The sequence below is a fragment of the Enterococcus sp. DIV1208 genome (assembly GCF_050530455.1).
Taxonomy (GTDB): Bacteria; Bacillota; Bacilli; order Lactobacillales; family Enterococcaceae; genus Enterococcus_B; species Enterococcus_B hirae.
The window spans coordinates 1,342,158-1,367,993 of the sequence record NZ_CP172887.1 but is presented as its reverse complement, the minus strand read 5'-3'; the positions used below and the strand labels follow the sequence as shown (position 1 = coordinate 1,367,993).

23 protein-coding genes are annotated in these 25,836 nt (G+C 37.4%); 16 read left to right on the top strand and 7 right to left on the bottom strand.

Going from position 1 to position 25,836, the window contains the following annotated elements:
• Positions 1–92 precede the first annotated feature (92 nt).
• From IGK91_RS06335 to IGK91_RS06315, 5 genes are all read left to right on the top strand, one after another.
• On the top strand, positions 93–725 hold the full coding sequence (locus tag IGK91_RS06335; protein WP_010737589.1) for a PepSY domain-containing protein: 633 nt from the start codon (positions 93–95) through the stop codon (positions 723–725).
• Positions 726–800: 75 nt separating this feature from the next.
• The gene (locus tag IGK91_RS06330) at positions 801–1,733 is read left to right on the top strand and encodes a dihydroorotate oxidase (protein ID WP_010737588.1); all 933 of its coding nucleotides are present in this window, start codon (positions 801–803) and stop codon (positions 1,731–1,733) included.
• 325 nt (positions 1,734–2,058) lie between these two features.
• Complete coding sequence (locus tag IGK91_RS06325; protein ID WP_081122742.1) at positions 2,059–3,507, top strand: amidase; 1,449 nt, start codon at positions 2,059–2,061, stop codon at positions 3,505–3,507.
• Between the two features lie 235 nt (positions 3,508–3,742).
• Entirely contained in the window at positions 3,743–4,432 is a 690-nt protein-coding gene (locus IGK91_RS06320; RefSeq protein ID WP_081122744.1) for a hypothetical protein, read from the top strand.
• A gap of 6 nt (positions 4,433–4,438) precedes the next feature.
• On the top strand, positions 4,439–5,428 hold the full coding sequence (locus tag IGK91_RS06315) for a sce7725 family protein (protein ID WP_081122745.1): 990 nt from the start codon (positions 4,439–4,441) through the stop codon (positions 5,426–5,428).
• Between the two features lie 74 nt (positions 5,429–5,502).
• Here IGK91_RS06315 and IGK91_RS06310 read toward each other — a convergent pair whose 3' ends face one another.
• The 3 genes from IGK91_RS06310 to IGK91_RS06300 all read right to left on the bottom strand — a co-directional run bounded on the left by IGK91_RS06310 (position 5,503) and on the right by IGK91_RS06300 (position 9,177).
• Positions 5,503–6,060, bottom strand: a complete 558-nt coding sequence (locus IGK91_RS06310; RefSeq protein WP_181934261.1) for a guanylate kinase — start codon at positions 6,058–6,060, stop codon at positions 5,503–5,505.
• Positions 6,061–6,262: 202 nt separating this feature from the next.
• A complete protein-coding gene (locus tag IGK91_RS06305) occupies positions 6,263–7,444 on the bottom strand; it encodes a NupC/NupG family nucleoside CNT transporter (protein ID WP_010719151.1) in 1,182 nt (393 codons plus the stop codon).
• A 230-nt stretch (positions 7,445–7,674) separates the two neighbouring features.
• Positions 7,675–9,177 carry a DUF1846 domain-containing protein gene (locus IGK91_RS06300; RefSeq protein ID WP_081122747.1) on the bottom strand — a complete coding sequence of 501 codons (1,503 nt, stop codon included), beginning with the start codon at positions 9,175–9,177 and terminating at the stop codon, positions 7,675–7,677.
• 156 nt (positions 9,178–9,333) lie between these two features.
• Here IGK91_RS06300 and IGK91_RS06295 point away from each other — a divergent pair, with 156 nt between their 5' ends.
• From IGK91_RS06295 to IGK91_RS06245, 11 genes are all read left to right on the top strand, one after another.
• A complete protein-coding gene (locus IGK91_RS06295; protein WP_081122749.1) occupies positions 9,334–9,525 on the top strand; it encodes a hypothetical protein in 192 nt (63 codons plus the stop codon).
• Positions 9,526–9,854: 329 nt separating this feature from the next.
• The gene (locus IGK91_RS06290) at positions 9,855–10,751 is read left to right on the top strand and encodes a viral A-type inclusion protein (protein ID WP_081122750.1); all 897 of its coding nucleotides are present in this window, start codon (positions 9,855–9,857) and stop codon (positions 10,749–10,751) included.
• Complete coding sequence (locus IGK91_RS06285; protein WP_010737581.1) at positions 10,751–11,818, top strand: hypothetical protein; 1,068 nt, start codon at positions 10,751–10,753, stop codon at positions 11,816–11,818. Before IGK91_RS06290 ends, IGK91_RS06285 begins: the two co-directional genes overlap by 1 nt.
• Before the next feature lie 138 nt (positions 11,819–11,956).
• Positions 11,957–12,889, top strand: coding sequence for a cation diffusion facilitator family transporter (locus tag IGK91_RS06280; RefSeq protein WP_010737580.1), 933 nt, complete (start codon positions 11,957–11,959; stop codon positions 12,887–12,889).
• Positions 12,890–13,080: 191 nt separating this feature from the next.
• Positions 13,081–13,869 carry an AzlC family ABC transporter permease gene (locus tag IGK91_RS06275; protein WP_010719157.1) on the top strand — a complete coding sequence of 263 codons (789 nt, stop codon included), beginning with the start codon at positions 13,081–13,083 and terminating at the stop codon, positions 13,867–13,869.
• Positions 13,862–14,179, top strand: a complete 318-nt coding sequence (locus tag IGK91_RS06270; protein WP_010737579.1) for an AzlD domain-containing protein — start codon at positions 13,862–13,864, stop codon at positions 14,177–14,179. Before IGK91_RS06275 ends, IGK91_RS06270 begins: the two co-directional genes overlap by 8 nt.
• A gap of 151 nt (positions 14,180–14,330) precedes the next feature.
• Entirely contained in the window at positions 14,331–15,944 is a 1,614-nt protein-coding gene (locus IGK91_RS06265; protein ID WP_010737578.1) for a polysaccharide biosynthesis protein, read from the top strand.
• A 157-nt stretch (positions 15,945–16,101) separates the two neighbouring features.
• Entirely contained in the window at positions 16,102–16,950 is an 849-nt protein-coding gene (locus tag IGK91_RS06260) for a DegV family protein (RefSeq protein ID WP_010719160.1), read from the top strand.
• Between the two features lie 158 nt (positions 16,951–17,108).
• Entirely contained in the window at positions 17,109–17,588 is a 480-nt protein-coding gene (locus tag IGK91_RS06255; RefSeq protein WP_010719161.1) for a DUF6530 family protein, read from the top strand.
• 21 nt (positions 17,589–17,609) lie between these two features.
• A complete protein-coding gene (locus IGK91_RS06250; protein ID WP_081122753.1) occupies positions 17,610–19,844 on the top strand; it encodes an AAA family ATPase in 2,235 nt (744 codons plus the stop codon).
• 380 nt (positions 19,845–20,224) lie between these two features.
• Positions 20,225–21,874: a glycoside hydrolase family 13 protein gene (locus IGK91_RS06245; protein WP_010737575.1), complete on the top strand. Its 1,650-nt coding sequence runs from the start codon at positions 20,225–20,227 to the stop codon at positions 21,872–21,874.
• A gap of 168 nt (positions 21,875–22,042) precedes the next feature.
• Here IGK91_RS06245 and IGK91_RS06240 read toward each other — a convergent pair whose 3' ends face one another.
• From IGK91_RS06240 to IGK91_RS06225, 4 genes are all read right to left on the bottom strand, one after another.
• The gene (locus IGK91_RS06240) at positions 22,043–22,597 is read right to left on the bottom strand and encodes a TIGR01440 family protein (RefSeq protein ID WP_034697955.1); all 555 of its coding nucleotides are present in this window, start codon (positions 22,595–22,597) and stop codon (positions 22,043–22,045) included.
• Between the two features lie 16 nt (positions 22,598–22,613).
• Positions 22,614–23,102: an ECF transporter S component gene (locus tag IGK91_RS06235; protein WP_430605345.1), complete on the bottom strand. Its 489-nt coding sequence runs from the start codon at positions 23,100–23,102 to the stop codon at positions 22,614–22,616.
• Between the two features lie 3 nt (positions 23,103–23,105).
• Positions 23,106–23,906, bottom strand: a complete 801-nt coding sequence (locus IGK91_RS06230) for a hydroxymethylpyrimidine/phosphomethylpyrimidine kinase (RefSeq protein WP_081122755.1) — start codon at positions 23,904–23,906, stop codon at positions 23,106–23,108.
• A gap of 347 nt (positions 23,907–24,253) precedes the next feature.
• Positions 24,254–25,774 (bottom strand): AMP-binding protein, encoded by a 1,521-nt coding sequence (locus IGK91_RS06225; protein ID WP_081122756.1) that lies wholly within the window; start codon positions 25,772–25,774, stop codon positions 24,254–24,256.
• Positions 25,775–25,836 lie beyond the last annotated feature (62 nt).

The window sequence follows — 25,836 nt, the reverse complement described above, 5'->3', positions numbered from 1 at the left end:
TTAATGATTGATTTGTTCAAAAATGACAGAACAACTTTACTTGTGTATACTTAAATTAAAGTGATTTTTATTCAAGAAAGGAAATAAATTTTATGAAAACTAATGTTATTTTTTGTGGGCTGTTTTCTTTACTATTGTTAGCAGGGTGTCAATCGAATCAGGCTACACCAGAATCAACGCCAGCGCCAGCGACTACGTCAACAAGTACTGGTCAACAAACAACTTCTTCAACCGAAGCATCAAATCAAACAATGAATTCTGGGACGAATGCAACAAAAGAGATCAAAGTATCTGCACAAAAAGCGATTGAGTTGTTTCAAAAAGAATATCCAAATGCAGCGATTACCAGTTTAGAATTAGATAGTAGTTGGGGAAGTTTCTTCTATAAAATCGATGGTGTTGATGATCAAAATGAATACGAAATGAAGATCAATGCAGCAAACGAAGAAATTCAAAAACAAAATCCTGAGCGTTTAGATCAAGATGAACAAAATGGACAGAAGAAACAAGAAGATGCTTTGGACACAAGTAAACTTCTAAGTATTGAAGAAGCAGCAAAGATCGCTGAAAAACAAGCGGGTGGGGGAACAGCCACTGACTGGGATCTTAGTAAGGAACTTGGTACCACTTACTGGGAAGTGAAAGTGAAAAACGGGAATAAGAGTACTCAAGTAAAACTCAATAGTCAAACAGGAGAAGTTTTAGCAACTGAAAATGATGATTAATTGTCTTGATCCTCTTTGCTTTTGCTTGACTTGATGATAAACTAGAAAAAATGATTCATCAAAGGAGAGAATGACTTGACCTTAGAAACGACTTTTTTTAATCATACTTTTGCTAACCCTTTTATGAATGCCTCCGGTGTTCATTGCATGACAACGACAGAACTAGTTGAATTGGAACAATCCAATGCTGGCGCTTTTATCACAAAGAGTTGTACACTGAATGAACGTGCTGGAAATCCAGAACCTCGTTATTTCGATGTACCTCTTGGAAGTATTAATTCCATGGGATTACCTAATCGTGGATTTGATTATTACTTAGATTATGCATTGAACTATGAAAAACAGCAGACACAACCGCTCTTTTTCTCTATTGCAGGTATGAGTGCAGCAGAAAATTTGGAAATGTTGACAATGATTGAAAAGAGTGACTTTCAAGGAATCACTGAATTGAATCTTTCTTGTCCCAATGTTCCTGGCAAACCACAGTTAGCCTATGATTTTGAGGCGACGGAAGATTTATTGCAACAAGTTTTTGCCCGTTTCACCAAACCATTAGGAATCAAATTGCCCCCATATTTTGATTTGGCGCATTTTGATCAAATGGCTGAAATTTTGAATCAATTTCCTTTAACTTATGTAAATTCTATTAATAGTATCGGCAATGGTTTGTATATCGATACTCAAAAAGAAGCAGTCGTGATCAAACCTAAAGAGGGTTTCGGTGGACTTGGTGGAGAATATGTGAAACCAACCGCTTTAGCGAATGTCCGTGCTTTTTATACTCGCTTGAAACCAGAGATCAAAATTATTGGTACTGGAGGCATTCGAAATGGACAGGATGCTTTTGAACATTTATTATGTGGAGCAACTATGCTACAAATCGGTACCGAACTTCACAAAGAAGGACCGAAAATTTTTGATCGGATCACGAAAGAACTCGAACAGATCATGACAGAAAAAGGGTATCGAACCATCGATGAATTTAGAGGGAAACTAAAAACGATCTAATCGTTAACGATTCTCTAAGTGATGAAATAAAAGACAACAATAAAAAATAAGCCAAAGAATCCAAACATAGTTTCTCTTATTTTGGAAATCTTTGGCTTATTTTTATGCAATCCGGTGGTTTTAGAATAATAACTGGTGGTTAGCTTTTAGTCTATTCGTTGGTTTGCCATGAATAGTACCTTAGCTATTAGGATACAATAGGTGTATATAATTACTGATAATAGCACCACCGTTTCTAACATGAAGCGTAATCATTCTTTTTGTTTGTTGAATAGAAATATGAGAAAATGGCACAAAGGTATGACAAATAAAAGGAGGGATTTACTTGAAAGATGGCATGGAGATCGTGAAGGGTCTAAAAAAGAAGCAGTTCAGTTACAAGGAATTAGTCAAAGAGGTTAGCCAAAAAGTAGCAAAATTAAATCCAGAATTAAATGCGTTCGTTACTTTTGAAACAGATCAACCGATTAAAGATGAGGCACCAATTCTAAAGGATGAACAGCCTTTAAGCGGCTTACCGTTCCCGTTGAAAATGTTAGGACAGGAAAAGCAAGGTTGGTTAGCTACATCAGGCTCAAAGCTTTTTCAAACTCATCGCTCATCTAGAAATTCAAATTTTGTTTCGCAAGTTGAAAAAATTGGTCTTATCCCACTTGGACAAACAAATGCGCCAGAGTTTGGATTTAAAAATATCACCGACCCACAACTTTATGGTCCAGCTAAAAATCCTTGGAATCTTGCGCATTCGCCAGGTGGTTCAAGTGGTGGGGCAGCAGCCGTTGTTGCTTCTGGCATTTTACCGATCGCTGGTGCTAGTGACGGTGGAGGATCAATTCGCATACCTGCTTCCTTTTGTGGTCTGATTGGCTTAAAACCTTCACGAGGAACGATGCCAGTTGGTCCTCATGCTTGGCGAGGTTGGCAAGGAGCAGCGATTGATTTTGGTTTGACCATTTCTATGAGAGACACCAAAGCTTTATTTGCAGGACTGCGAAGTATCCATTCAGGAGCGCCTTATCAAGTTTCGCCAGCGGAATGGCAAGAGCATCCACCAAAAAAACGGTTGAAAATCGCTGTTTGCACAGAATCACCGATCCACACAAAAATCAGCGATGAAGCACGACAAGCAGTGACCAATGCGGTGACATTTTTAGCACAAGAAGGCCAAGAAATCATTGAAATCAATTACCCTCTTGATGGAAGAGCCTTGATTCAGTCTTATTATCAAATGAATGGAGCAGAAACAGCTAGTATGATTCACTCGATTGAATCTGGATTAGGACGACCGGTTGCTCAAAATGAACTTGAACCAATTTCCTGGGTCCTGCTAGAGTATGGGAAGAAGGTTTCTGCAGCGAACTATATCCAGTCGCTTCATGTTTGGGATCATGCAGCAATCACAATGGAAGAACTATTTCAAACTGTTGATCTTTTTCTTTCGCCGACAACAGCATTTACTGCTCCAGAAATTTCCACTGATCTTCAAAGCGATGAAATTCGGGCAAAAATGGCTGGAATCAACGAATGCAACGAACAAGAAAGTTTAGCAGTTATTTCTGAAATGTTTGAGGAAAGTTTAAAGATCACGCCTTACACCCAACTGGCAAATTTGACGGGACAACCAGCAATCAGTTTACCCACACATATCAGTGAGGAAGGTCTGCCTTTGGGTATCCAATTCATGGCTGCCAGAGGACGAGAAGACTTGCTCTTTCAAATTGGCGAAATCTTTGAAAATCATCAAAAATTCTATTTACCGCCAAGTTATCAATAATAGTCAGTTGAAGAAAAGCAGTTGGGACTAAGAAAACTTTAGACTCAACTGTTTTTTATCTGGCTGTCAGCTACCTCGTGACGATGTTTTGTCCCATTCATTTAGCCGAATCAAAGTGAACAAAAACTAATTCTAAATATTTTTAAGGAAACGATTCAAATAATAATTAACGATAGATTTTTTGTTGGATCTAAGGTAGAATGGGTAGGCGAAAATATGTTCGGAGGTGGAGGGATTGAAAACTCCTTTAACGATCGAGATGGAAACTTCTCTTTATCAATACTGTATCGAACAAGGGGGCATTGTCGTAGAAGAGGTGACCATGCCTGACGACCATGGTATCGTGGATACGTTAAGTTGTCTCACAAAGTTTGATGGTACAAGAGAGTGGCGTTGCTATGAGTTGAAAGTATCAAAAGCGGACTTTCGTTCCACTGCAAAATTATCGTTTGTCGGGAATTACAATTATTTTGTATTACCTCAAAAACTTTTTGATGAAGTCAAAGCTGAAATCCCCACTGGTATCGGTGTTTTAGTTTATCGACCTTACGGGATAGCAGAAGAGATGCCAGCTTCTGGCACATTCATTATTGCTAAAAAAGCAATGAAGCAACCGTTAGCAGTGGCAGAAGAGGCGCTGCTCAACCGTTTTATGGCTTCATTATTTAGAGAAGTAAGAAAAGCCAAACAAATGGAACGAGGCGTCAAATATTTTCCAACTGATCAGTTGTATAAAGAATTAAAAAAACGTTCAGATTCTCAAGATCCATTTGCCAAAGAGCGTTATTATGAACGATTTATTGAGGAAACAGAAAATCAAGCGATCCAAGATTTACAAGCAGAAATCAACGCTTTACAGCAAGATTATGAGAATCTGCGACAAAAGCAGCAAGTTAGACGCTTGCCAACAGAGCCATTGGAGTGAATAAGTATGTACTATCCTTATTTGAGAGGGAAACAGTTTGATCTTTTAGCATTAAAAGAAATGATTCAACAGAATCTATTATCTAAAAAGGTGGTTCCCATCATCGAACCAGTTCGTGATTCAGCTACCTTTAAAAACGTTGTCGAGTTATTCCAAAAAGTAAATCACCCGCTGATCATCATCGATAATCCCCAAGTGGGTCAGTTCAAACTTTTTGATGAACATTTACATTTATGGGAAGAAAAAGAAAATAGTTCCATTCAACATGCAATGATCATCACGTCCGATAATTACCAACAGATCATGGAGCAACCACCTAAATTGATCATTTTTGATGGACAACATCAGCCGCGTGATCCAAAAATATGGAAAGAACTTTCAAAAATGGATACTCATTTTTTGTTACCAGACCATAGTCGGTTCCATATCTGGTTACCAGAAAACAAAATCATCATAAAAGAAGCCTTTAAACCAAGAAAACACGAAGAAGATTATAGCGAAAAAATAGATGATTTTTTTAGCGACGACTATTTGTTTTTTAAAGAAGAGGGGAATCATGGCTTTTCAGATTTTACGATTGAAGGAAGTCGCTATTTTGATAAAGGCTTTCCTAGTCGGGCATTGGCACTTCATCTGACCTATGTTGATGCATATGGTAATCTCAGAGTAATACATTTTATTTCTGATACGAACGATTCAGCTAAGGATCAAGCACTAAAGTTTTTTGAAGCTGTTGAAAAAATGCAACAGTGGGTATTGAGGAACCAAGATCAACTGTTGATTACAACGGGTATATTAGCCCTGCTTTCTTTGAAACAACAAAAAAAATTTCCTGGTTTAGGTGTATTGAAAAAATGGACATTGGTCCATCATTTAGAACTGCTCAGTTTATTATTAGATCAGCCGACTAATTGGTTACGCATGTATTCTAAAATAGAGGAACTACATTCGCTGATTTGTGGTATTGGACATACAGAACGACAAAAATTGGTTTGATTCCCCTCACTAGTTTATGTTTTGAAGCTAGTGAGAGATTTTTTTGCTAATCAATCCTGTTTATCAAAATAAGATCATTCTTTGAGCATTTTTATTTGTCGCTTAAATTGGTTTTTGGTGGCTTCTAACCCTTCATTATTTGCTAAAACAATGAGGTTTGGTCGTTTTTTTAACTCATCTAATTTCTTCGTGTCTTGCTCAAAAAGAGCGAGCCTTTTTTTGATTTGATCCGGAGCATCTCCACGTTGTTCTAAACGCTGCTTCAATTTGTTTTTAGCGATAGTCACAAATACTGGTTGGATCTGTTCCCCAAATGCATGGAAGAGTGCCCAAACACCAGCAGCTGTTAAAATTGTATAACAATCACCATTTTTCAACTTTTGAGCAATCTCCCTCTTAGTTGAACCATATTTATGTCCCGCATATTCATCCCATTCCACAAATGCCTGTTCAGTGATCAACTGCTCAAATTTGTCTTCAGAGAGAAAATAGTAATCTTTTTGATCGGTTTCACCTTTTCGAGGAGGACGAGTCGTCGAAGTGACAATTTTTTCTTTTGGTTCAAAAAGAGCATTAGCAATGGAGGTTTTTCCTGAACCAGAAGGACCAATAAATACATAACATTTGTTCATCATGAATCTCCTTCAAATCTTTATTTCCTTTATTAAACGATACACGAGAAAGTTTCTTTTAGCAATTGTTCTTTTCGCATAGATATTCCAGGTGGACGACAATAAATTTTGTCTTATAAAAAACACTCTCTTGAGTCTTTAGAAAATCGTCTAAAGAGCAAAGAGAGTGTTTTAAATATACAATTCAATTAAATTTAATCATTTAGACTAATAAACCAGTGACGATCGCACTTAAAAAGCTGACTAATGTGGCAGTCAATAAGATTTTTAATCCATGTTTCGCAACTAAGTTTCCTTTTTCTTCATTTAGACCTTTCATAGCACCCGAAATGATTCCAATGGAAGAGAAGTTAGCAAAAGATACTAAAAAGACAGATAAAATAGCTGTTGTACGTTCAGTAAAATGCAGGTTCCCAGTGGCTAGTTCTGTCATCGCAACAAATTCATTTGTCACAAGTTTCGTCGCCATGATACTACCCGCATCCACAGCTTCTTTCCAAGGAATCCCGCTGATAAATGCTAGTGGAGCAAAGATATAACCAAGAATTTCTTGGAAAGAGATCCCAAAGATTCCACTAAAAATGGCATTGATCATAGCAATAAGAGCAACGAATCCAATCAACATAGCAGCAACTGTAATCGCTACATGAAAGCCGTCAAGAATATATTCTCCAAGCATTTGGAAGAAAGTTTGTTCTTTGTTTTCTTCAATGATCAACTCATCTTCTTTTTCTTCTAATTCATAGGGATTAACGATGGAGGCCAAGATATACCCACCGAATAAGTTCAATACCAGCGCAGTAATTACATATTTAGAATCGATCAACGCCATATAAGAACCTACGATCGACATCGAAACAGTCGACATGGCAGAAACGCTCATGGTAAATAAACGTTTTTCAGATAAGAAAGGCAATTCTTTTTTTATTGAAATAAAAACTTCAGATTGACCTAGTATTGCTGAAGCAACACCGTTGTAAGATTCTAATTTCCCCATACCATTGATTTTACTTAAACCCAATCCAACTGCCTTCATGAATAATGGCAAGATCTTGATATAACGCAAAATCCCGATGATTGCAGAAATAAAAACAATCGGCATCAAAACATTTAAGAAAAACGGCGCACTGCCTTTATTGGCTACCCCAGCAAAAACAAAATTGACTCCTTCACCTGCAAACGCTAGTAAATGATCGAATACTTTCGCTAACATGGAAACGACTGCTGTACCAAAAGTCGTTCGTAACAAAATAAAACCAAAAATAAATTGCAATACGATCATCAATAGTAAAGGTTTTACTTTGATGGCTTTCTTGTTGGTACTAATCAAAAAAGCAAGGCTAAAAATAAAAAGTAATCCAATAATTCCTAAAATCTGACTCAAACTATCACTCCTAATCAAAATTCCGTTTAATTTTACACGTTTTATCGTTAAAATACTAATTTTTTGCTAAGATTATCATCGCTTTTTTAGACTGAAACGCATACATTTCAATTGAAACGGATACAACAAAATAAAACTCTTAAAAGATTATCAGTTGCACTTTTTCAGGTGCAATTTAAATAAAATCTTTTAAGAGTTTATTCAGCTATTTGTTCATAAAAAAACAATGCTTATTGATAAAATAAATTTTCCGATGGATAGAAGGGAGCACTTGTGATATCAATACCTAATTGTTTCAACGTTTGTTCATCATTTTTATTGACGATGACTGTCGAGTGAGCTTGAGCACCATCTAATTCAGCAAGTTTGTCATAAGCTACTTGAGCGATAGGATTGGTTACCGCACTGATCGAAAGAACAATCAGTACTTCATTTAGGCTCAATGTATCAACGGAAGAATGCAGTGCGGCAGACTTCATCCCTTGAATCCGTTCTAGAACAAGCGGCGACAACAATGGAATATTATCTGAGATATGTGCTAAATGTTTGATCGCATTTAAAATGACGGCAGCAGAAGCATTCATTAAAGAACTGGTGCGTCCTGTAATGATCACTTCATCGGGTAATTGGATCGCGATCACCGCAGAAGGATCGTTGCTGTCATTTTGAACAGTTTTTGCATACTCATGAGCAGGCAATACCACTTGACGGTCTTCAGGTTGAAGACCTACTTCTTCCATGATCAATTTAATTCGATTTACTGTTTCCTCATCAATCAATCCTTTTTTGAAATCACACTCTGTTTGGAAATAGCGGCGGATGATTTCTTGTCGAGAAGCTTCTTGCACAACTTCATCATCAACGATTCCGAATCCCACACGATTCACACCCATATCGGTAGGGGATTGATAGATTGATTCTTTACCAGTGATTTTTTCAATGATCCGTTTGATTACTGGAAAGGTTTCAACATCTCGATTATAGTTTACAGCAACCTTGCCATAGGCATCATAATGGAAGGAATCGATCATATTGACATCTTTTAAATCCACAGTGGCAGCTTCATAGGCAATGTTTAGTGGATGTTTCAATGGGACATTCCAAACAGGGAAGGTCTCAAATTTTGAATAACCTGCTGATTGTCCTTTTTGGCTTTCATGATAAAGCTGATTCAAACATGTTGCTAGTTTGCCACTACCAGGTCCAGGAGCAGTAACAACAACGATTGGCTTACTGGTCTCAATATATTCATTTTTGCCAAAGCCGTTTTCAGAAACGATTTTTTCAACATTAATTGGATAATCTTCAATTTCTGAATGTTTGTAGACTTTGATATTACGTCTTTCTAATTTATTGACGAAGACATTCGTAGCTGGCTGACCATTGTAACGAGTAATGACGACACTATTGATAGATAATCCGTAGCCACGCATTTCGTCGATCAAGCGTAAAATATCCATGTCATAAGTGATACCATAATCCCCACGAATTTTATTACGTTCAATGTCTCCAGCGTAGACGCAAATCAAGATTTCTGCTTGATCTTTTAATTTTTGTAACAATTTGATTTTTGCATCTTCTTCAAAGCCAGGCAAAACACGTTTGGCATGCTTATCATCGACCAATTTGCCTCCAAATTCTAAATATAATTTGTCATAGTGATTCACTCGTTCAAGGATATATGCTGATTGTTCTTCGATATATTTCTCTGAATCAAAACCGATTTTTTTCACGAGATTCCCTCCTTAAGTACTAAAGCATTTTTTCATTTTTTTTGATTTTCGTCAACTAGTAACTAACACCGGATTAAAACAACAGATAAAATCTCAAATCTGGCTTGTTTCATCTTAAATTCATTGGTATGATAGTTTTGGTAAGGAAGGTGTCACATGAAAAAAAGACAGAAAAAGAAAAACGCATATAAACAATATATCCGTTCGATTTTTACCGGTTATGAAAAAATGCTCGAAAATACTGATTTAGAAGAGATGAAGTTTACTTATTTGAATGAAGAAACACTATTATCTCGTGATGAAAATCTGCGCATTCACTTCACAACCAGAGATCTGCCTCAAAAATAAGAAAATTACTGAGTGAAAAAGAGTGGGGGGATCTGTAGTAACCCCCAAAAGTTAGAATCTAACTTTTGGAGGTCGCTTCAATCCTCTTTCCACTCTTTTGTTTTACTCTCGATACGTAAGATTATTCAATAGTGAAAGTACAATAATCAGACCTTATCAAAACGGTGGATAATCAATGAATATTGATTAAAAGATACATAGAGGAGGAAGCCCTTTGTAACATTTTTTTCTATAAAATGGTACTATTAAATTATCAATTCAATAGTAAGTAAACTCAACCTATTGTGCTTCTGTCCAAGAAAGTGGATAACTGTGAGGAGGTAATCAAAATGAAAGAAACACCACAAGAAAATAACGAAGAAATCATCATTCAGCAAGAAGATGACACTACTTTTTTTGATATCAAAGAAAAAGCTAGCACGAATCTATCTCAACTGTTAGAGGATTTACAAGCATTTGAAAGAGCTGTTCGTGAAGAAAACATTCCAGAAATCTATCAACTGTATAATGGTCATTTAAATGAGGAATTGAAAAAAAGTTCGAATGAAAACCATGAAATCGATCAGCTATTAATGCGGAAAATTCATGATCGCTTTATTCAAGAATTTCCATTTATGGAGCTAGTCGAAAATATTTCTCCTACGATGAGTTATTACAAGATCGGTACGTATTATCACGAAAGGCCAACAATTGGCATCGATGCTAGTCTACCGGAAATTTTCGTTTTGCCCCAAATTGACGAAGAGTGGGGCACCTATGCAAACCAGGAACCGGATGACTACAGTCAACAAATTAACGAACTTGATGCTAAAGTCATCACTGCAAAAGCCGAGATTGATCGTCTGGATGAAGAATTAAAAGAAGTGGATCGCCAAATCTCTGATCTGGATGACACTAAAGGATTCTTAAATCGTAAAAAAATTGATGAAGAAATCCAAGAACTAAAAAAACAAAAACAAGCATTATCGAATGAAAAATTAGGCTGGATGCCTTATCTTGAAGCACCTGAAAAAATCCAAAATCAAAAAGCTGCTTTACTTAACGAAGCAAAAGCGAATCAATTACGTGCAGCGATCGTTGAAAAAGAACAACGACAAATCAATCGCTACTTCGGTGGGATAGAAGGGTTCAGTCAAGCCATCCATCATTTCCTAATGAATTACTTAGGAAATGTTGACCCACATAAAAACCCAGAAGTATCGATGCAAGAGGGAGGGGTAGAGTAATGAATGAGCATGAAGAGTTAGAAAAAAATGAAGAGCTGGAAGCACAATCGTTAGCAGAAACGACTGTGACGGAAGAAGCAATAGAAACAGATCCTGAAAACTCCAGCAATCACTCTGCTTCTGAAGATGATTTGCTTGATGAAAATGAACAGGTCACTTCTGAACAATTAGAGGCAATTGAATCCAGTCATCCGCATGAAGCGAGGGAAAATCAAGTCTATTTAGAAACAAAAGAAAAAGACCATCAAGACATTGTTCTTTTGATTGAAACAGCAGAGGCAGAATTAGCGGATTTACGCTTACGGAAATATCTACTTGAATCGGACTTTTCACAATTATTAGATGCTTTTGAACGCTATATCTTAAAAGCAGAACCTATTTCTCCGATTGGTAAGACAAGTTTGATCGAATACTTTACTTATGAGTTGCTAAAACCTTTAAATGATATTGGGTTGAAATTCTCTAATACCACTTATGATACTTGGGAAACACGACATTTTTCGATCAACTATCGTTTGAATGATTCCAATCAATTAGTATTTTCTTTTGTTCTTCCGACGATTGATCAACGATACCAAGTGGAATCACTCAACTTATTGGAAGTTTCACCAGAAACGATGGAAATCACGGTTCAGGATGACCGTGTGTTATCTTTGATTCGTTATTGGTCTGTTGAACGGGTATTCTCTGCTGGTCAACTGACTATTTTCAATCATAAGTTCAACCAAATATTAGCTCATGCACGTCACTTAGGTTTTTTAGTCAAGCAAACTTTACTAGATAACACCCAACCGTTACATCTGAATCTTCAAAGTCAATTTGAATTGACTGACCAGGTACTAGATGACATCTTTATCGTAGCGATGAAAAATCCTCAATATGATTTTGAAAAAATTGGAGAAGAAAAATACCAAGTTCTATTAGATAAAGGACAATCCATGATCATTTCCAAAAATCAGAAAAACCAAACAATGCTTGAAGTTTCTTCTGGGGAGTACCATCGATCAGTGATTGATTTCTTTATCAATTACGAATTTTTGGTTCCTTTGATGGTTCGAAAGGCTTAGACAGGATATAAACGTGTGGCAATCCTTAGAGAGATTGTCGCATGTTTTTTGTTCCGTCTGCAGGCAATAGATCACACGGTTCTTCCGAGAGATAGTTAACTGAGAAACTGTTGAGAAGAAAAGAAAGAAGGAAATAAGATGGAAAATTTTAAAAAGAGCGGGATGTTCTCTGTGATTGCTGCATTAGGTGCGAATATTTTAGTTGCAATCAGTAAATTTGTCGGTTATGCCATTAGTGGAAGTGCGGCAATGCTGAATGAAAGTATTCATAGTATCGTCGATTGCAGCAACCAAATTCTATTGCTTTTTGGGGATAAACGAGCGAATAGAGGGCAAAGCGAGTTACACCAATTTGGCGAAGGAAGAGCAAAATATTTTTTTAGCACAATTGTGGCAACCATGCTCTTTTTTGGTGGGGGAGCTTTGGGAGTCATGGAAGCTTTTGAAAAATTGACCCATCCTGCGCATGAAGTTGATAACTCATTGATCGTTATCATTATTTTAATTTTTGGATTAGCCATTGAAGGAACGTCATTACGTATCGCTATGAAAGAAATCCATGAGTTGAATACCGAAAAATTATCATTGATGAAATTTTTGAGAGAAAGTCGTCACAGTGAAATTTTGATCATCTTTACTGAAGATTTTTGTGCCGTGATCGGACTCATTCTTGCTTTATTAGGAACAGTCTTGACGATGGTAACAGGAATTGCGGCGTTTGATGCGATTAGCGGCCTATTGATCGGATTATTGTTGATGGGAGCTGCCATTTTCTTAGCAAAAGAATTTTATAGTTTGATTGTTGGTGAAAGTGTGACAACGAGTGACTTGATTAAAATCAAGCAAGCCTTTGAGCGTCCGGAAGTCTCTCGTTTGATCGATGTAAAGACCGTTCATCTGAGCCCAACTGAGGTATTGGTAGCTGCTAAAATTGATATCTTTGATCACCCAGAGAATGAATCGTATGCAATCATCAATAACATTGAAGAAACGATTCGTCAGTCTTTAAATGATAAAAAAGTTTATATTTATATTGAAACTGATAAATATGACCCTAATTATCGAAGATGACCATGCTGATTCTTCAGCAAAAAATGCTTTTATGTTGCATAAAAATAACTTGTTTATGATTTAAAATTTCAATATTCAAGCTTAAAATGAGAAAAATATAATATTGTTTTTAGATAAAACGGCTACAATTTCGTTTTTTTATGTTACAATGAGTCCGCTGTTTATTTGTTGTAATTGAAGGAGACATTTTGATGAATAAAAAGAAAAGTGCGCCATGGCTTCAGGCTTTGCACGCAGTAATGCCACTTTGCTTAAGTTATATACCAGTTGGGTTAGCTTGTGGTGTCTTGTTGCAAAAAGTGGGTTTTGATCCAATCTTAACCGGTCTGTTGTCCATATTAGTATTTTCGGGTGGAGCGCAATTTTTAGTTGCTTCGATGCTAACAACTCAAGCATCTTTTGCAACGACACTTTTGATGGTATTTTTCTTGGAATTACGTTACACATTGTTAGGGTCGAGTCTTTCAGGTTTTATGAAGAAAGAAAAGAGACTATTCTTGGCGGTATTTTCACAATCGTTAAATGATGAAAATTATGCGGTTAATTATCTTAAATATTCAACTGATCCTACATGGAATAAGCGTAAAGCTTTATATGTAAATTGGTTTTCGATGGCTTCTTGGACAGGTAGTAACATGATTGGAAACATGTTTGGTTCTGTTATCCATGTAGATGCTGATCTCGTTCACTTTGCACTGACTGCGATGTTTATCTTCATGTTTGTCATGCAAATGAAAAATAAGCTGCTCATTTTTACAGGATTGTTTTCTGGTGTATTAGGCGTTACTTTCATGGTCATGTTCCAAAATACATTAGGTTTAATTGCTGCGACGGTGATCGCCTCTTTTGCAGGGTTTGCTTTAGAGAAAGCTTTCAAAAAAGAGAAGGCAAAAAAATTAAAACGATTAAAAAACCGTGGCAAACATGTCAATGAACCACTATTCAACTTCCCAGAACAGGAGAGTCAACATCATGACTAAGACGTATCTTATTCTTTTAGTACTTAGTTTATTCGTGGTGGCTTATGTGCCACGACTATTCCCGATGCTCTATTTTACCCATCGGAAAGTCCCTTCATGGTTTAGTGAATGGATGAAATATGTGCCTGTTGCGCTATTCGCAGCTTTAGCATTCAAGGATGTCTTTATTACCCATGAACATTTAGCCATTGCTTGGAATATCAAAATCTTAGCTATGGTTCTCGTAGTTGGCGTGGCGTATAAAACTCATTCTATGGCATTATCAGTAGTAACTGGACTTGCTTCGGTATTTTTGCTGTCGATGTTTTAAACAGTTCCAAAATTTTGCCTTCTCTTAGTTTTAGAGAATGGCTTTTTTTTTGCCTTTTTTATTAAAATTTTAAGGATGATTTGTCCTTCTTTGAATTTTTGCTATAATGGGAAAGGTATTGATTTAAATATAGATAGTTGAGGAAAATTTAATGAATAAAAAATTGATGCAAGGAACATTTTGGTTAACCTTTGCTAATTTGCTTTGTAAGGTATTAGGTGTTGTTTACTTGATCCCATGGCTAAGTATGATGGGGAACAATCAAGAAGGAATGTTAGCGACCACTTTATACAATGTAGGTTATTTACCTTATGGCTTGTTCCTGATGCTGGGAACAGTTGGGTTTCCTAATGCGATTGCTAAAAAAGTCGCTGTAGCAACGAAAGAAAATGATGAACAGGGCTGTCGAACGATTTTTCGCAGTACCATCAATATCATGTTTGTCATTGGGATCATTTCTGCTGTGCTGATGTATCTTTTTGCCCCGATGCTTGCAGGAATCAGCCCAATTGCAAATGTAAATAATGGGATCTTAGCAATTCGTAGTTTGTGTCCGTCATTGATCGCCATTCCAGTTCTTAGTGCAATGAGAGGTTATTTTCAAGGGAAAAACAATCTGAGACCTTATGGGACCTCACTAATCATTGAACAAGCGGTTCGTGTCCTGGTCATTTTAGCAGGAACGTTTTATTTACGCGTCTTGACCGATGGAACGATTTTAGAAGCTGTTCTGATCAGTACAGTGGCATCCTTCTTTGGTGGGTTAGCAGCAATTATCCATATGTATTTCGTTGGAATAAAAAATGATTATTTCAAATTAAAAGATTTCTTGATCTCTAGTCGTTATTTCAAGCATGAAAATCGGGCAGAGTCGGTATCGATCATTCGTGAAACTTTACCTTTCATCTTTGTGGGATCTGTTATTACCATCGTGCAAATGATTGACCAAGTGACGATGAAGCCGTTGTTGCATTTTTTCAGACCTGAAATCACGAATCAACAATTGGAATTTTTATTTAGTCGAGCGTCAGTTAATCCCAACAAGTTGACATTGATCTTGATTTCTATGGTTGGTACAGTCGCAATCAGCAGTTTGCCGATTTTAAGTACTTTGAGAAAAAAAGATCGTTTGCAAATTGAAAAGACAGTAGGAGATAGTTTTTCAATTGCTGTCTTGATTTTACTTCCTTCTCTTGCGGGGATGTCATTATTGGCGGGTCCATTGTATACCTTATTTTTTGGATATGATCCTGATAGTGTCGGCTATTTCCAATTTGCCTTACTCGCTTCATTATTCTTTTCATTGTTCACGATTCTTTCGACGATGTTACAATCACTTAGCCATCATATGATTGCGATTCGGCTGACCGTTGAAGCGATTATTTTGAAAATTGTCTTTCAAGTGATTGGATTAGCACTATTTGGCGGTTATGGTATGAGTTTTTCAAACACAATGGCTTTTGCGATCGTGTTTATCAGAGGTTATTTCTATATGTGTAAAGAGTATCGAATCGCACCTCTAGCTAAAATCAGATTTTTCTTTCTTAAAACATTCCGCTCAACCTTGTTGATGCTGGTTCTTTGTTCGATTGTATTTATCCTATTGAACCTCCAATTGACGATGACGTCGAAAGCCCATGCTGTTGTTTATTGTGTTGGCCTTGGTGGAATAGGTGGGCTGACATTTCTTTTTGCTCAATTTGGCAGAAATGGGCTCCAATTACTTAAAAACTTCCAGCATCGGCATCACTCAACCAAAAATTAGGAACAACATCCAGTTCATGATAATTTTTTAAAGCTACAGAAAGTGAGAGGGACGTGATTATTTCTCTCACTTTTTGAGTGAGAGGTTCAAATGTCATCTTTCTTATGATATAGTTAAATAGACTGGTAAAATTCTTTGAAATGAGGAAATTAAATAAATGAAACTTGCAGTAGTTACTGACAGTACGGCTTATTTGCCTGAACGAATCCAAAATCATCCTGATTTGTTCGTTATTCCGATCCCTGTCATTTTGGATGGGAAAATCTACAATGAAGGAATAGACATAGAAGCTGACGAATACTATGGGCTTTTAAATAAAAGCAAAGACTTCCCGACCACTTCACAACCTGCAGTTGGAGAAGTACTGGCGCTTTACGAAGAACTGAAAAGAAAAGGATACGATACCATCTTAAGTATCCATTTATCCTCTGGGATCTCCGGCTTTGTCAACACATTACATGCTATGAAAAACGACATTGATGGTGTAAAAATCGTTCCTTATGATTCTAAGATCACGAGTATGCCAATGGGTCACATGGTAGAAGCTGCTCTAGATTTAAATCAAAAAGGTCAATCTCTTGAAGAAATTATCGCACATATCGATCGTATTCGAGATAATACGTATGCTTATCTCATCGTGGATGACTTGAACAACTTAGTACGCGGTGGACGCTTGACTAATGGGGCTGCATTGATAGGTGGATTGCTTAAAATCAAACCGATTTTGACTTTTTCAGAAGGAAAAATCGTTTTATTTGAAAAAATCCGTTCAAGTAAAAAAGCTTTCGCTCGTGCCGAAAAAGTCATCGGCATGCGAAATGAGGAAATTGCACCACCTGTTAAACTTTATGTGATTCATGCAAATAATTTGGAAGTTGCCATACAAGAAAAAGAAAAATTACAAAAGCAATACCCGCATGCTGACATTGAGATTGGTCATTTTGGTCCAGTGATTGGTAGTCACTTAGGAGAAAAAGCAATCGGGCTTGCCATCTCTGCGCAATAATTTAGATTATTCAATTCAATGCAAGCATCGTCTCTCATTCATTGGGATACGATGCTTTTTTTGCATTTTTTCTATATAAGGCGTATAATCCTTAAAAGTTTAGTAAATGAGTAAATCACTAGGTTAGTAATTTACTAAAAGAGAAAGGATGGATTTAGATGGAAATCCCAACAAATTTAAAACACAAACCTGTTATTGTCGTTGAAGACTATGATCAAGTTGATGGTAGAAATGCTTTGCATACGGATGCTAAAGGACTATCTTTAGGGTTAGCACAATGGAATGATCGTGGAAAAGTTGATATTTCAGGCAAGGTATGGCGCCATACGGGTGAAAAATGGTCACGCCAATCGGAAGAACTACCAATCACTCGGATCTTAGATCTAGCAATTTTAGCTGCGCAAGGGAGTTTGTATTTTCAAGATGCGTATCGCTATGAAAAATTTTATGATCCTGAAAATCCAGTTGTCGATATTATTGGACTTCAAGGAAATCGAATGACGGTTGAAGTGGATACCAAAAATCCTAAGATCGATGAAGATATTATGCTCTATTATGACACGTTACAAAAAGATGGCGAATTGATCGGAGAACGTTTCCGAATTTTGAAACGTCTATTAGATGATTTAGGGTATTAAGGAAAAAAGGAGTGAGGTACATTGGAAGATTTCTCACTGACAAAAGACCGTCAATTTTCAAGTGTTGAAAAACAAATGATTTGGCAAAAGCCAACGAGTCATCGAACCAGTCAAGAAGAACAAAGAATCGCAGCTGAAATCTTTGAAAACTGGAATGATCCTGAAATGAAGATCAGTAACATCTTGCTTGAAGGGGATGCTGGGTCAGGAAAAACGCAACTGGCTAAAGCTCTTTCGGCTGATTTACAACTTCCTTATACGAAAATAACTTGTTTTGCGGATATGGATAAATCAGATGTCTTTGGTGCGCTATTGCCTATTGTTGAGTCTGACGTAGATGAAGATCAAGAATTGATTGATGCAATCAACCAAACAGAGACTTTAGAGGCTGTCTTACGGTTAATCAAACATCATTATAATCTTAGTACAGAAATGGCTAAATCCAAACTGGCTGATTTCATCAAGCGGATGGAACAAAATGAAAATAGTAACGTTCGCTATAAATATTATCCCTCTGAAATTGTTCGTGCGATCGAAAAGGGGTATTTGTTAGAAATCCAGGAGCCAACGGTGATCCGTGATGCTTCCGTATTAGTTGCTTTAAATTCCGCTCTTGAGCCAAATGGATTATTGAATTTACCCACGGGTGTCGTCGTCCGTCATCCAGATTGCGTCATCATCATCACAACCAATCGGAACTACCAAGGTAATCGTCCGTTGAATGAATCTTTGAGAGATCGGATGCAACATGCTGAGAAGATGGATTTACCTTCACTTGAAGTGATGGCTGAGCGAGCCTTAGGTAAGACAAAGATTCAACAACCTGAACTGCTCTTGAAATTAGCGGAGATCATTCGTTTATTAGATGATACTGCCAAAGCGAATGCCATCAAGGGAGTGGCTGGTATGCGTTCTTACTTTTATTGGGCAAATACTTGGAAACAAGGGCAAGATCTTTTCCAATCGATTTATCCTAAAGTTCTCTATAAATTGACCACTGTTCCAGAAGAATTGGAGATATTAACCCAAGCATTAGAACAAAGTGGGCTTCTTGAAGAACTTCGTGAATTATTACGGCAAATAAAGTGGGGACGTCTTTCAGAAGAAGCTTCAAGAAATCGAGGCAGAATCTTTAACGATGAAGAAGCTGATGAACGTAATATCGATCAACTAGCAGAAGAAACGTTGTCTTTAATGGAAAATGAGTCGCCTGAGATCGAAGAAGAAACTCCACCAGTGGAGAATGCTGAGATTGAAGAGGAAAAAAAGGCAGAGTCTTTTTCATTTGAACAAGAACGAAGTCAAGAAGTTTCAGGTCAGGGGCAACAGGAGCAACAAGCAGAAGATAATTCAGAAAAAATGTCTGCCTCTGATATGGAGGCTTACGACAAAGAAATCAAACGTGAGTTAACGAAAGAAGCACGACAAATAATGAAGGGGACGATGCACGAAAAAGAAGGACTGATCGTTCATCGACCAAAATTTGAACTCAAAGCACAAGAAGCAGAACAAATCAGACAACAAGTTTTACCGATCGTTGAAACATTAAGCCGTCAAATTTTAGATTTGTTGGAAAATGATGAATCAACGACTTATCAAAAAGGAAAATATGAAGGACAACGGTTCAATGCGAGTCGTGTGGCCTATAATGACCTAGGTTATTTTGATAAGAAAAATCCACCCCACGAACAACCTTCATTGGCAGTGGCTTTAAGGATTGATGAATCTGGTTCAATGATTCGAGATGAACGAATCGAAGCAGCAAAAAAAGCAGCGATCGCCATCGCAGAATTTGCTAAACGTGTAAATATTCCTTTAATGATTTATGGAGATACAGCAGATGTCTCAACGAGAGAAAAGACCTCAATTTTTTCTTATAAAGAATTTAGTGATGATTTCCAATGGTTAGATGAAAAGTTAGTGACGATGAAACCACGACAAAACAATCGTGATGGTGCCAGTCTGAGACTAATCGCTAACAAACTAAGCCAAGAATCTGCCACGACTAAATTGTTGATCTCGATTAGTGATGGCCAGCCTAAAGCTTTGCCAGACTATACTGGGAAGAAGGCAAGGGAAGATATCCAAAGCGTTCTGTCTGAATATGACCGTCAAGGCGTCATCTTTGTGGCTGCTGCGATTGGACAGGATCAAAAAGAAATCAAAGAGATATATGGGGAAAATCGTTTCATTGATATGACAGACATCAACGAGTTACCACAGCAATTGATCCAATTGATTGCTCGCTATTTGTAAATAGCTGAAAATAGCTGGAGTCACGTATAAGTCCATTCATCGACTAAGAGAGATTGTGACAGAAGTTCCTAGCTCTGAGAACAAGCCGAAGAATTCGAAAATAGTTCCTATTTTTGGATTTTCGGCTTGTTTTTTTGTTAGAGCGACTGCTGGAACAACGGGAAGAGGTTATGAACGCATTGTAGCGAATGGTTAAACACCATTTAGTTTATCTATCAGACTCTTTTTGATCGTTAATCGACTGTTAAATCCTGACATTCTGCAAACCAGATAACGAAACAAAAAAGGAAACTGTTAAAGAGAAAACGATGTTATCGGTAACATCAACAAAAAATAGTGGCATTGTTTTATAATAGAGAAAAAGAGAAGGGAAGAAAACAATGACTCAAACAAAAGCTTGGTGGAAAGAAGCGGTCGGATACCAGATTTATCCTGCCAGTTTTATGGATAGTAATGGAGACGGCATTGGGGATCTCAATGGTATTCGTGAAAAGCTTTCTTATTTAAAACAATTAGGGATTGATTTTATTTGGATCAATCCAGTTTATTCTTCACCTTTTATTGATAACGGTTACGATATTAGTGACTACCAAAATATTTTAGAAAAATTTGGAACAATGGCCGAATTTGATCAATTACTGGCAGAAGCACATCTACAAGGAATCAAAATCATTATGGATCTAGTCATCAATCATACATCTGATCAACACGAGTGGTTTATTGAATCCAAGAAGTCACTGGATAATCCTTACCGAGATTACTATATCTGGGTAGATGGAACACCTGAAAACGCTCCGAATGACTGGCAATCGATTTTTGGTGGCTCAGCTTGGGCATATGATGAACAGACGAAACAATATTATCTGCATGTCTTTGCTAAAGAGCAGCCTGATTTGAATTGGGAAAGCGAGAAATTAAAAAATGAACTTTTTTCTATGATTCGCTGGTGGTTAGATAAAGGGATCGATGGGTTTCGTTTAGATGCGATTTCCCATGTGAAAAAAGATGAATATTCTGTTAAAGCAACTGAAAACCCCTTTTCTCCTTTTCAAAATGTTTCCGGGATCGATGAACACTTAAATGAATTAAAAGATGTTTTTGATGACTATGACATTATGACTGTTGGCGAAGCTAGCGGGGTGTCGGCTGAAGAAGGTCCAGAATGGGTCGGCGCTGATGGGTATTTTGACATGATCTTTGAATTTGACCATATCTCGATTTGGAAGCACGAAAAAGAAGGAAAACTTGATGTTATCAATTTAAAAAGAGCGTTAAGTGCCTGGCAAACCGCTTTAGACGGTAAGGGTTGGAATGCACTTTATATGGAAAATCATGATACACCTCGTTCAGTTTCTTTTTTTGGTGATCCTGAACATTATTGGCAAAAATCAGCAAAAGCAGTCGCAATGATGTACTTTTTCCTGCAAGGCACGCCATTTATTTATCAAGGACAAGAAATCGGTATGACGAATATGCCGTTTACTGCCATCGAACAAATCGATGCCGTCGATTCAAGACGTCTTTATAACCAATTGCTAGAAGAAGGAAAATCTCCTGAGGAAGCTATAGATATCGTTGCTGATACAACAAGAGACAATAGCCGAACACCTATGCAGTGGGGATCAGAAAAATATGCCGGATTCTCAACAAACGAACCTTGGCTGATGGTAAATCCCAACTATCATACACTTAACGTAGAAGAACAAGAAAACGATCCTTCGTCGATCTTATCTTTCTACAAACAAATGATCCGCATCCGTCGTGAAAATCAAGGATTGATCTATGGTTCATTCAAAGAATATCTCGCTGAACACGACCAACTCTATGTCTATGAACGATCATTTACCGATAAAAACTATCTGATTATAGTCAATCTAACGAGTGAAGTAGCGGAATATTCATTACCGAATGAAGTTGATGTTCCTTGGGAATTACTTCTCACGAATCAAGAAGAACGTGTATTTGAACGAGTGGGTAAGCTTGATCCTTATGAAGCGAAATTATTTGTAACCAGTAAAAAAAGAAACTAAAAAAAGTTTGTCTTGAGCTTTCTAATGAAGTCCAAGGCAAACTTTTTTGACATACTGTATGAAGTTGGGTGACTGTACCTTTATAGAAATTAGATAATAAGTGAATATTTTATAATAAAGAATAACATTTACATAAATATTAGGTAGGTTATCAGTTAATTGATTCTTTTAAATCACTTCATACTCAGCTCGCGGACCACCAATGTATTTTGGACGTGAACGCAGAGCTGTAACATGCGCGGCTCCTAATGTTTGACTGCTTGGTCGAACAGGTACTTGAACGTGTTTGACATGCATACCGATGGAAGTATCACCGATATCGATCCCAGCTTGCGCTACCACATGTTCCACTTCTACTGGATCATCGAATTGGTCAAACGCTGCTACTGAACAAGCGCCACCAGCGTGTAAGGCTGGTACAACAGAAACAATTTCAAATTGTTTTTGCTCTGCTACGGAGCGTTCGACGACAAGGGCTCGATTAATGTGTTCACATCCTTGAACAGCTAAAGCGACTCCTAAGGGTTGCAATATTTCTCTAATCGTTTGGATAATCCACTGTCCAACTGGAGCACTTGAGTTTTTACCAATTTGTCCACCGACCACTTCACTGGTACTACATCCTAATACAAATAAATCGCCAGATTTTAAATTTGCTTCTGCTAATACCTCGTTGACCATTTTGGTTAATTCTTGTTTTAAAGATTCTTCTGTGATGCTCATTTTATTCTTCCTTTCATTACTTACTTTCTTTTTGTACTCTCGTTCGTTTTAGAGCTTGAGTGAGTGGTAAAGCCAATCCAACCCCTATAATATTTTGAAAAATATTTCCAGGAATAGAAGCTACCCCCGCAGGCCAATCATATAAAAACCAACCTGCTAAAAAATAGCCACTAATCATCAGACAACTACCGATAAAAAGACCGACAAATCGACCTTTTCTTGTTTTTTCGGCAAAATAGCCACTGACCAATCCTTGCAAACCATGGATCAATAAGGAAAAAAGGGCCCATTGCGGATAACCTGACAGTAAATCGATGAATAAACCACTTGAGGCACCGACAACGAACCCACCAAATGGACCAAATAATAAAGCAGTGGTGTAGATGCCAGCTTCGCAGAGCGTGACAAAGCCGTTAGTTGCTGGTATTGGAACTAAAATTGTTAAAGATAATGCTACTGTTAAAGCGATCAGCATGGCATAAATTGTCATTCGTTTCGTATTCAACGATTAAATCCCTCCTTTGATGTTACCGCCAGACCAGACACTGCCTGTTTGATCATTCATTTCAACACCGTTTAAAATACATTGATAAACGTAAGTTTTACTTCGTTGAATGGCTTGTGGGAGCGTATAGCCATGGACGAGATTCGCTGTAATAGCAGAAGAAAAGGTACATCCTGCGCCATTCACCGTTGATCGTGTTAATTTTTCCATTGTAAAAGTGGTTAGTCCGTCATGACTATACAAAACATCGATTGCTTCATCGCCATGGATCCCAGAGCCACCTTTAACAACGACCGCTTTGCTTCCTAAAGTATGAATAAATTTGGTTGTCTCTATCACTTCATTGATGCTTGAAATTTTTTTCTTTCCAGAAAGGAGAGCCGCTTCTTTAAGATTGGGCGTGACAAGATCAACAAGGGGGAAGAGTTCTTTCACTAAGCACTCAATATACTGTTGATTCGCTAATGAAGTAGTTTCTTTAAAAGCTAAAACCGGATCAAGAACGATTGGGATTTGAGGGTGCTTTTTTAAAAAATCTCGGACGATCATGATTGCTTCAAGAGAATGCAATAAGCCAATTTTGATACCCGCTAAGTCTGTCATCTTCTGGATCGAAGCAAGTTGCTGTTCCAACCACTCAGCAGGTAGATTTTCTAAGAGGAATGCGTTGTTTTCGTCTAACATGCCTACACAGGTGAGCGCGCTCATTCCAAAAAGTTGAAAATTCTCAAAAGTTTTCAAATCGGATTGAATTCCTCCACCGGCAAAAGGGTCAGAACCACCAATTGTAAGTATTTTTCTCATTGTTTTCCCTCCACGAAAAGAGTATAACGAAAGTTGTTAGAAAAGAAAACAGCCAATTGGCATATTTTTATGTCATCCAATTTTGCGTAGTCTTTAGATCACTAAAATTTATCTATCATCTGAATGAAACAAGTACACTGTATTGTTGGCAACTTAACAGCTAGAAGAAAACAACCTGATTTTTAAGCTATGCATACTCAAATAAACAACTTCATTAGATATCATTATCAATAAATTGAATCTTTTTTTGTTATTCCTACATTTTTTACAACTGAAAATTTTTTAAACAAAAGAGAACACTGACGTTATACCTGCTAGGTAAGAGGATAACGTCAGTGTTCTTTTTATTATGCTTTTAATTCTTTTTCAATTTGTAGTCGACGGACTTTCATTGTCGCAGTCCGTGGGATATCTTCATAATCTCTGATAATCGGCGTATTCAATCGAGGTAACTCATGCACTTGTTTCCACCAACGATCCCAGTCCATTTCGTGATTAGGAGCAAGAGCGATCAATGGTTGTGGCGCATTGTTTTTATCACGAACGATGACCACTTCCGATAGAAATTCTAATGAGTCTAACAAGAAATCTTCGATCGCTAAATTGCTATTGATTGTATCGATCAAATCCACTTGACGATCCTTTAAGAACAAATGCCCCTGTTCATCCATGCTGCCGTAATCACCGCTGTCCCACCAAGCACCATAAACATTTTCTTGGAAACGAGCATCTTCTTTATAATAAGTTAATGCACGACCTTTTGACAATAAATGGATGTGTCCATCTGTATTAGCAGGTAAGACGTTCCCATTTTCATCTGCGATCCGCGCTTTGGTTAAGTCGCCAAGTCCCACACCCATGTCTCTCGCATTACTCGTTTTTAAACTCTCTAATGTATGAGCTTTTAAAATCATCGGTCCGCATTCGCTTTGGCCATAAACTTGTAAGAAAACAGCTTCTTGATTAGGAGAAGTCCGTAAGAATGTTTCCATAGTAGAGTTGTTGATCGCATCAAAAGTGGAATGGTAATAACGAATACCAGCAAAAGCTTCTGGATATTCTTTCGCTGTAAAGCTCCACTGAACAAAGTTGTTTGGATGTGTTTCAAGTGCAATCGGTGGATTTTCTTTTAACATGGCCACAACGTTTTCCCCTTGAGCATCCGCTAACGGCATCATTGGAAAGCCCATCGCCATTAACGAAGAAATACCAATATTGAAGCGAGAATGAACAGGAGAGATATGGAAAGCCACAAGTTTTTTCTCTGCGATCTTAGTAAAGACAGTTTTTTGCCATTTGGTGCGCCAGCCCATTGAATGAGCAGAATGACAAATCAATTTAGGAATACCTGTTGTTCCTGAAGTATGGGTCATATAAGAAATTTCATCGTTCCCCAATTGATTTTGTGCCACTGGTTCTGCTGGTTGAGTCAATAGTTTAGAAACAGCAATTTGTTTTTCTTTTGATCCATTTGAAATGCCAGCCACTCGTTCAGCCGTTTCATCATCAAAAAGGATAAATGGATCTTCTAAACGGTCGACAAAGACTTCTAAAGTGGGGGTAGGGAAGTGATAAGAGATCATTGCTGGTACCGCCCCAAGATAAGCTGTTGCTACAGCTAATAAATAAGTATCAAAAGCTGAACTTTTGTAGATCATGACCTTATCACCAAGTCCGACACCCAAATGAGCTAATTGATAGGCACGAGTCAAAACGAGTTGGCAGGTATCTTTGTAAGTGCTTTTAAAACCAAGTTCCGGAAAAGCTGCTAAGGGTTGGTCAAAGATGATTGGTACATCTGGTGTAGCATTCGCTGCTTCTTGAAAATTAGAAAAAAGATTTAGTGGGGAATAAGCGATTATTTCCATAAGTCACACTCCGATTTCATTTAATAGACAAGTTGGTAAGCAAAGTAAGAAAAATTTGTGAA

What these genes read in the sequence shown, in the direction of transcription:
- IGK91_RS06335 (WP_010737589.1), top strand. Translation starts at nt 93, where the DNA reads ATGAAAACTAATGTTATTTTTTGTGGGCTGTTTTCTTTACTATTGTTA.
- IGK91_RS06315 (WP_081122745.1), top strand. Translation starts at nt 4,439, where the DNA reads ATGTACTATCCTTATTTGAGAGGGAAACAGTTTGATCTTTTAGCATTA.
- IGK91_RS06310 (WP_181934261.1), bottom strand. Translation starts at nt 6,060, where the DNA reads ATGAACAAATGTTATGTATTTATTGGTCCTTCTGGTTCAGGAAAAACC.
- IGK91_RS06295 (WP_081122749.1), top strand. Translation starts at nt 9,334, where the DNA reads ATGAAAAAAAGACAGAAAAAGAAAAACGCATATAAACAATATATCCGT.
- IGK91_RS06290 (WP_081122750.1), top strand. Translation starts at nt 9,855, where the DNA reads ATGAAAGAAACACCACAAGAAAATAACGAAGAAATCATCATTCAGCAA.
- IGK91_RS06285 (WP_010737581.1), top strand. Translation starts at nt 10,751, where the DNA reads ATGAATGAGCATGAAGAGTTAGAAAAAAATGAAGAGCTGGAAGCACAA.
- IGK91_RS06280 (WP_010737580.1), top strand. Translation starts at nt 11,957, where the DNA reads ATGGAAAATTTTAAAAAGAGCGGGATGTTCTCTGTGATTGCTGCATTA.
- IGK91_RS06275 (WP_010719157.1), top strand. Translation starts at nt 13,081, where the DNA reads ATGAATAAAAAGAAAAGTGCGCCATGGCTTCAGGCTTTGCACGCAGTA.
- IGK91_RS06270 (WP_010737579.1), top strand. Translation starts at nt 13,862, where the DNA reads ATGACTAAGACGTATCTTATTCTTTTAGTACTTAGTTTATTCGTGGTG.
- IGK91_RS06265 (WP_010737578.1), top strand. Translation starts at nt 14,331, where the DNA reads ATGAATAAAAAATTGATGCAAGGAACATTTTGGTTAACCTTTGCTAAT.
- IGK91_RS06260 (WP_010719160.1), top strand. Translation starts at nt 16,102, where the DNA reads ATGAAACTTGCAGTAGTTACTGACAGTACGGCTTATTTGCCTGAACGA.
- IGK91_RS06255 (WP_010719161.1), top strand. Translation starts at nt 17,109, where the DNA reads ATGGAAATCCCAACAAATTTAAAACACAAACCTGTTATTGTCGTTGAA.
- IGK91_RS06245 (WP_010737575.1), top strand. Translation starts at nt 20,225, where the DNA reads ATGACTCAAACAAAAGCTTGGTGGAAAGAAGCGGTCGGATACCAGATT.
- IGK91_RS06240 (WP_034697955.1), bottom strand. Translation starts at nt 22,597, where the DNA reads ATGAGCATCACAGAAGAATCTTTAAAACAAGAATTAACCAAAATGGTC.
- IGK91_RS06230 (WP_081122755.1), bottom strand. Translation starts at nt 23,906, where the DNA reads ATGAGAAAAATACTTACAATTGGTGGTTCTGACCCTTTTGCCGGTGGA.
- IGK91_RS06225 (WP_081122756.1), bottom strand. Translation starts at nt 25,774, where the DNA reads ATGGAAATAATCGCTTATTCCCCACTAAATCTTTTTTCTAATTTTCAA.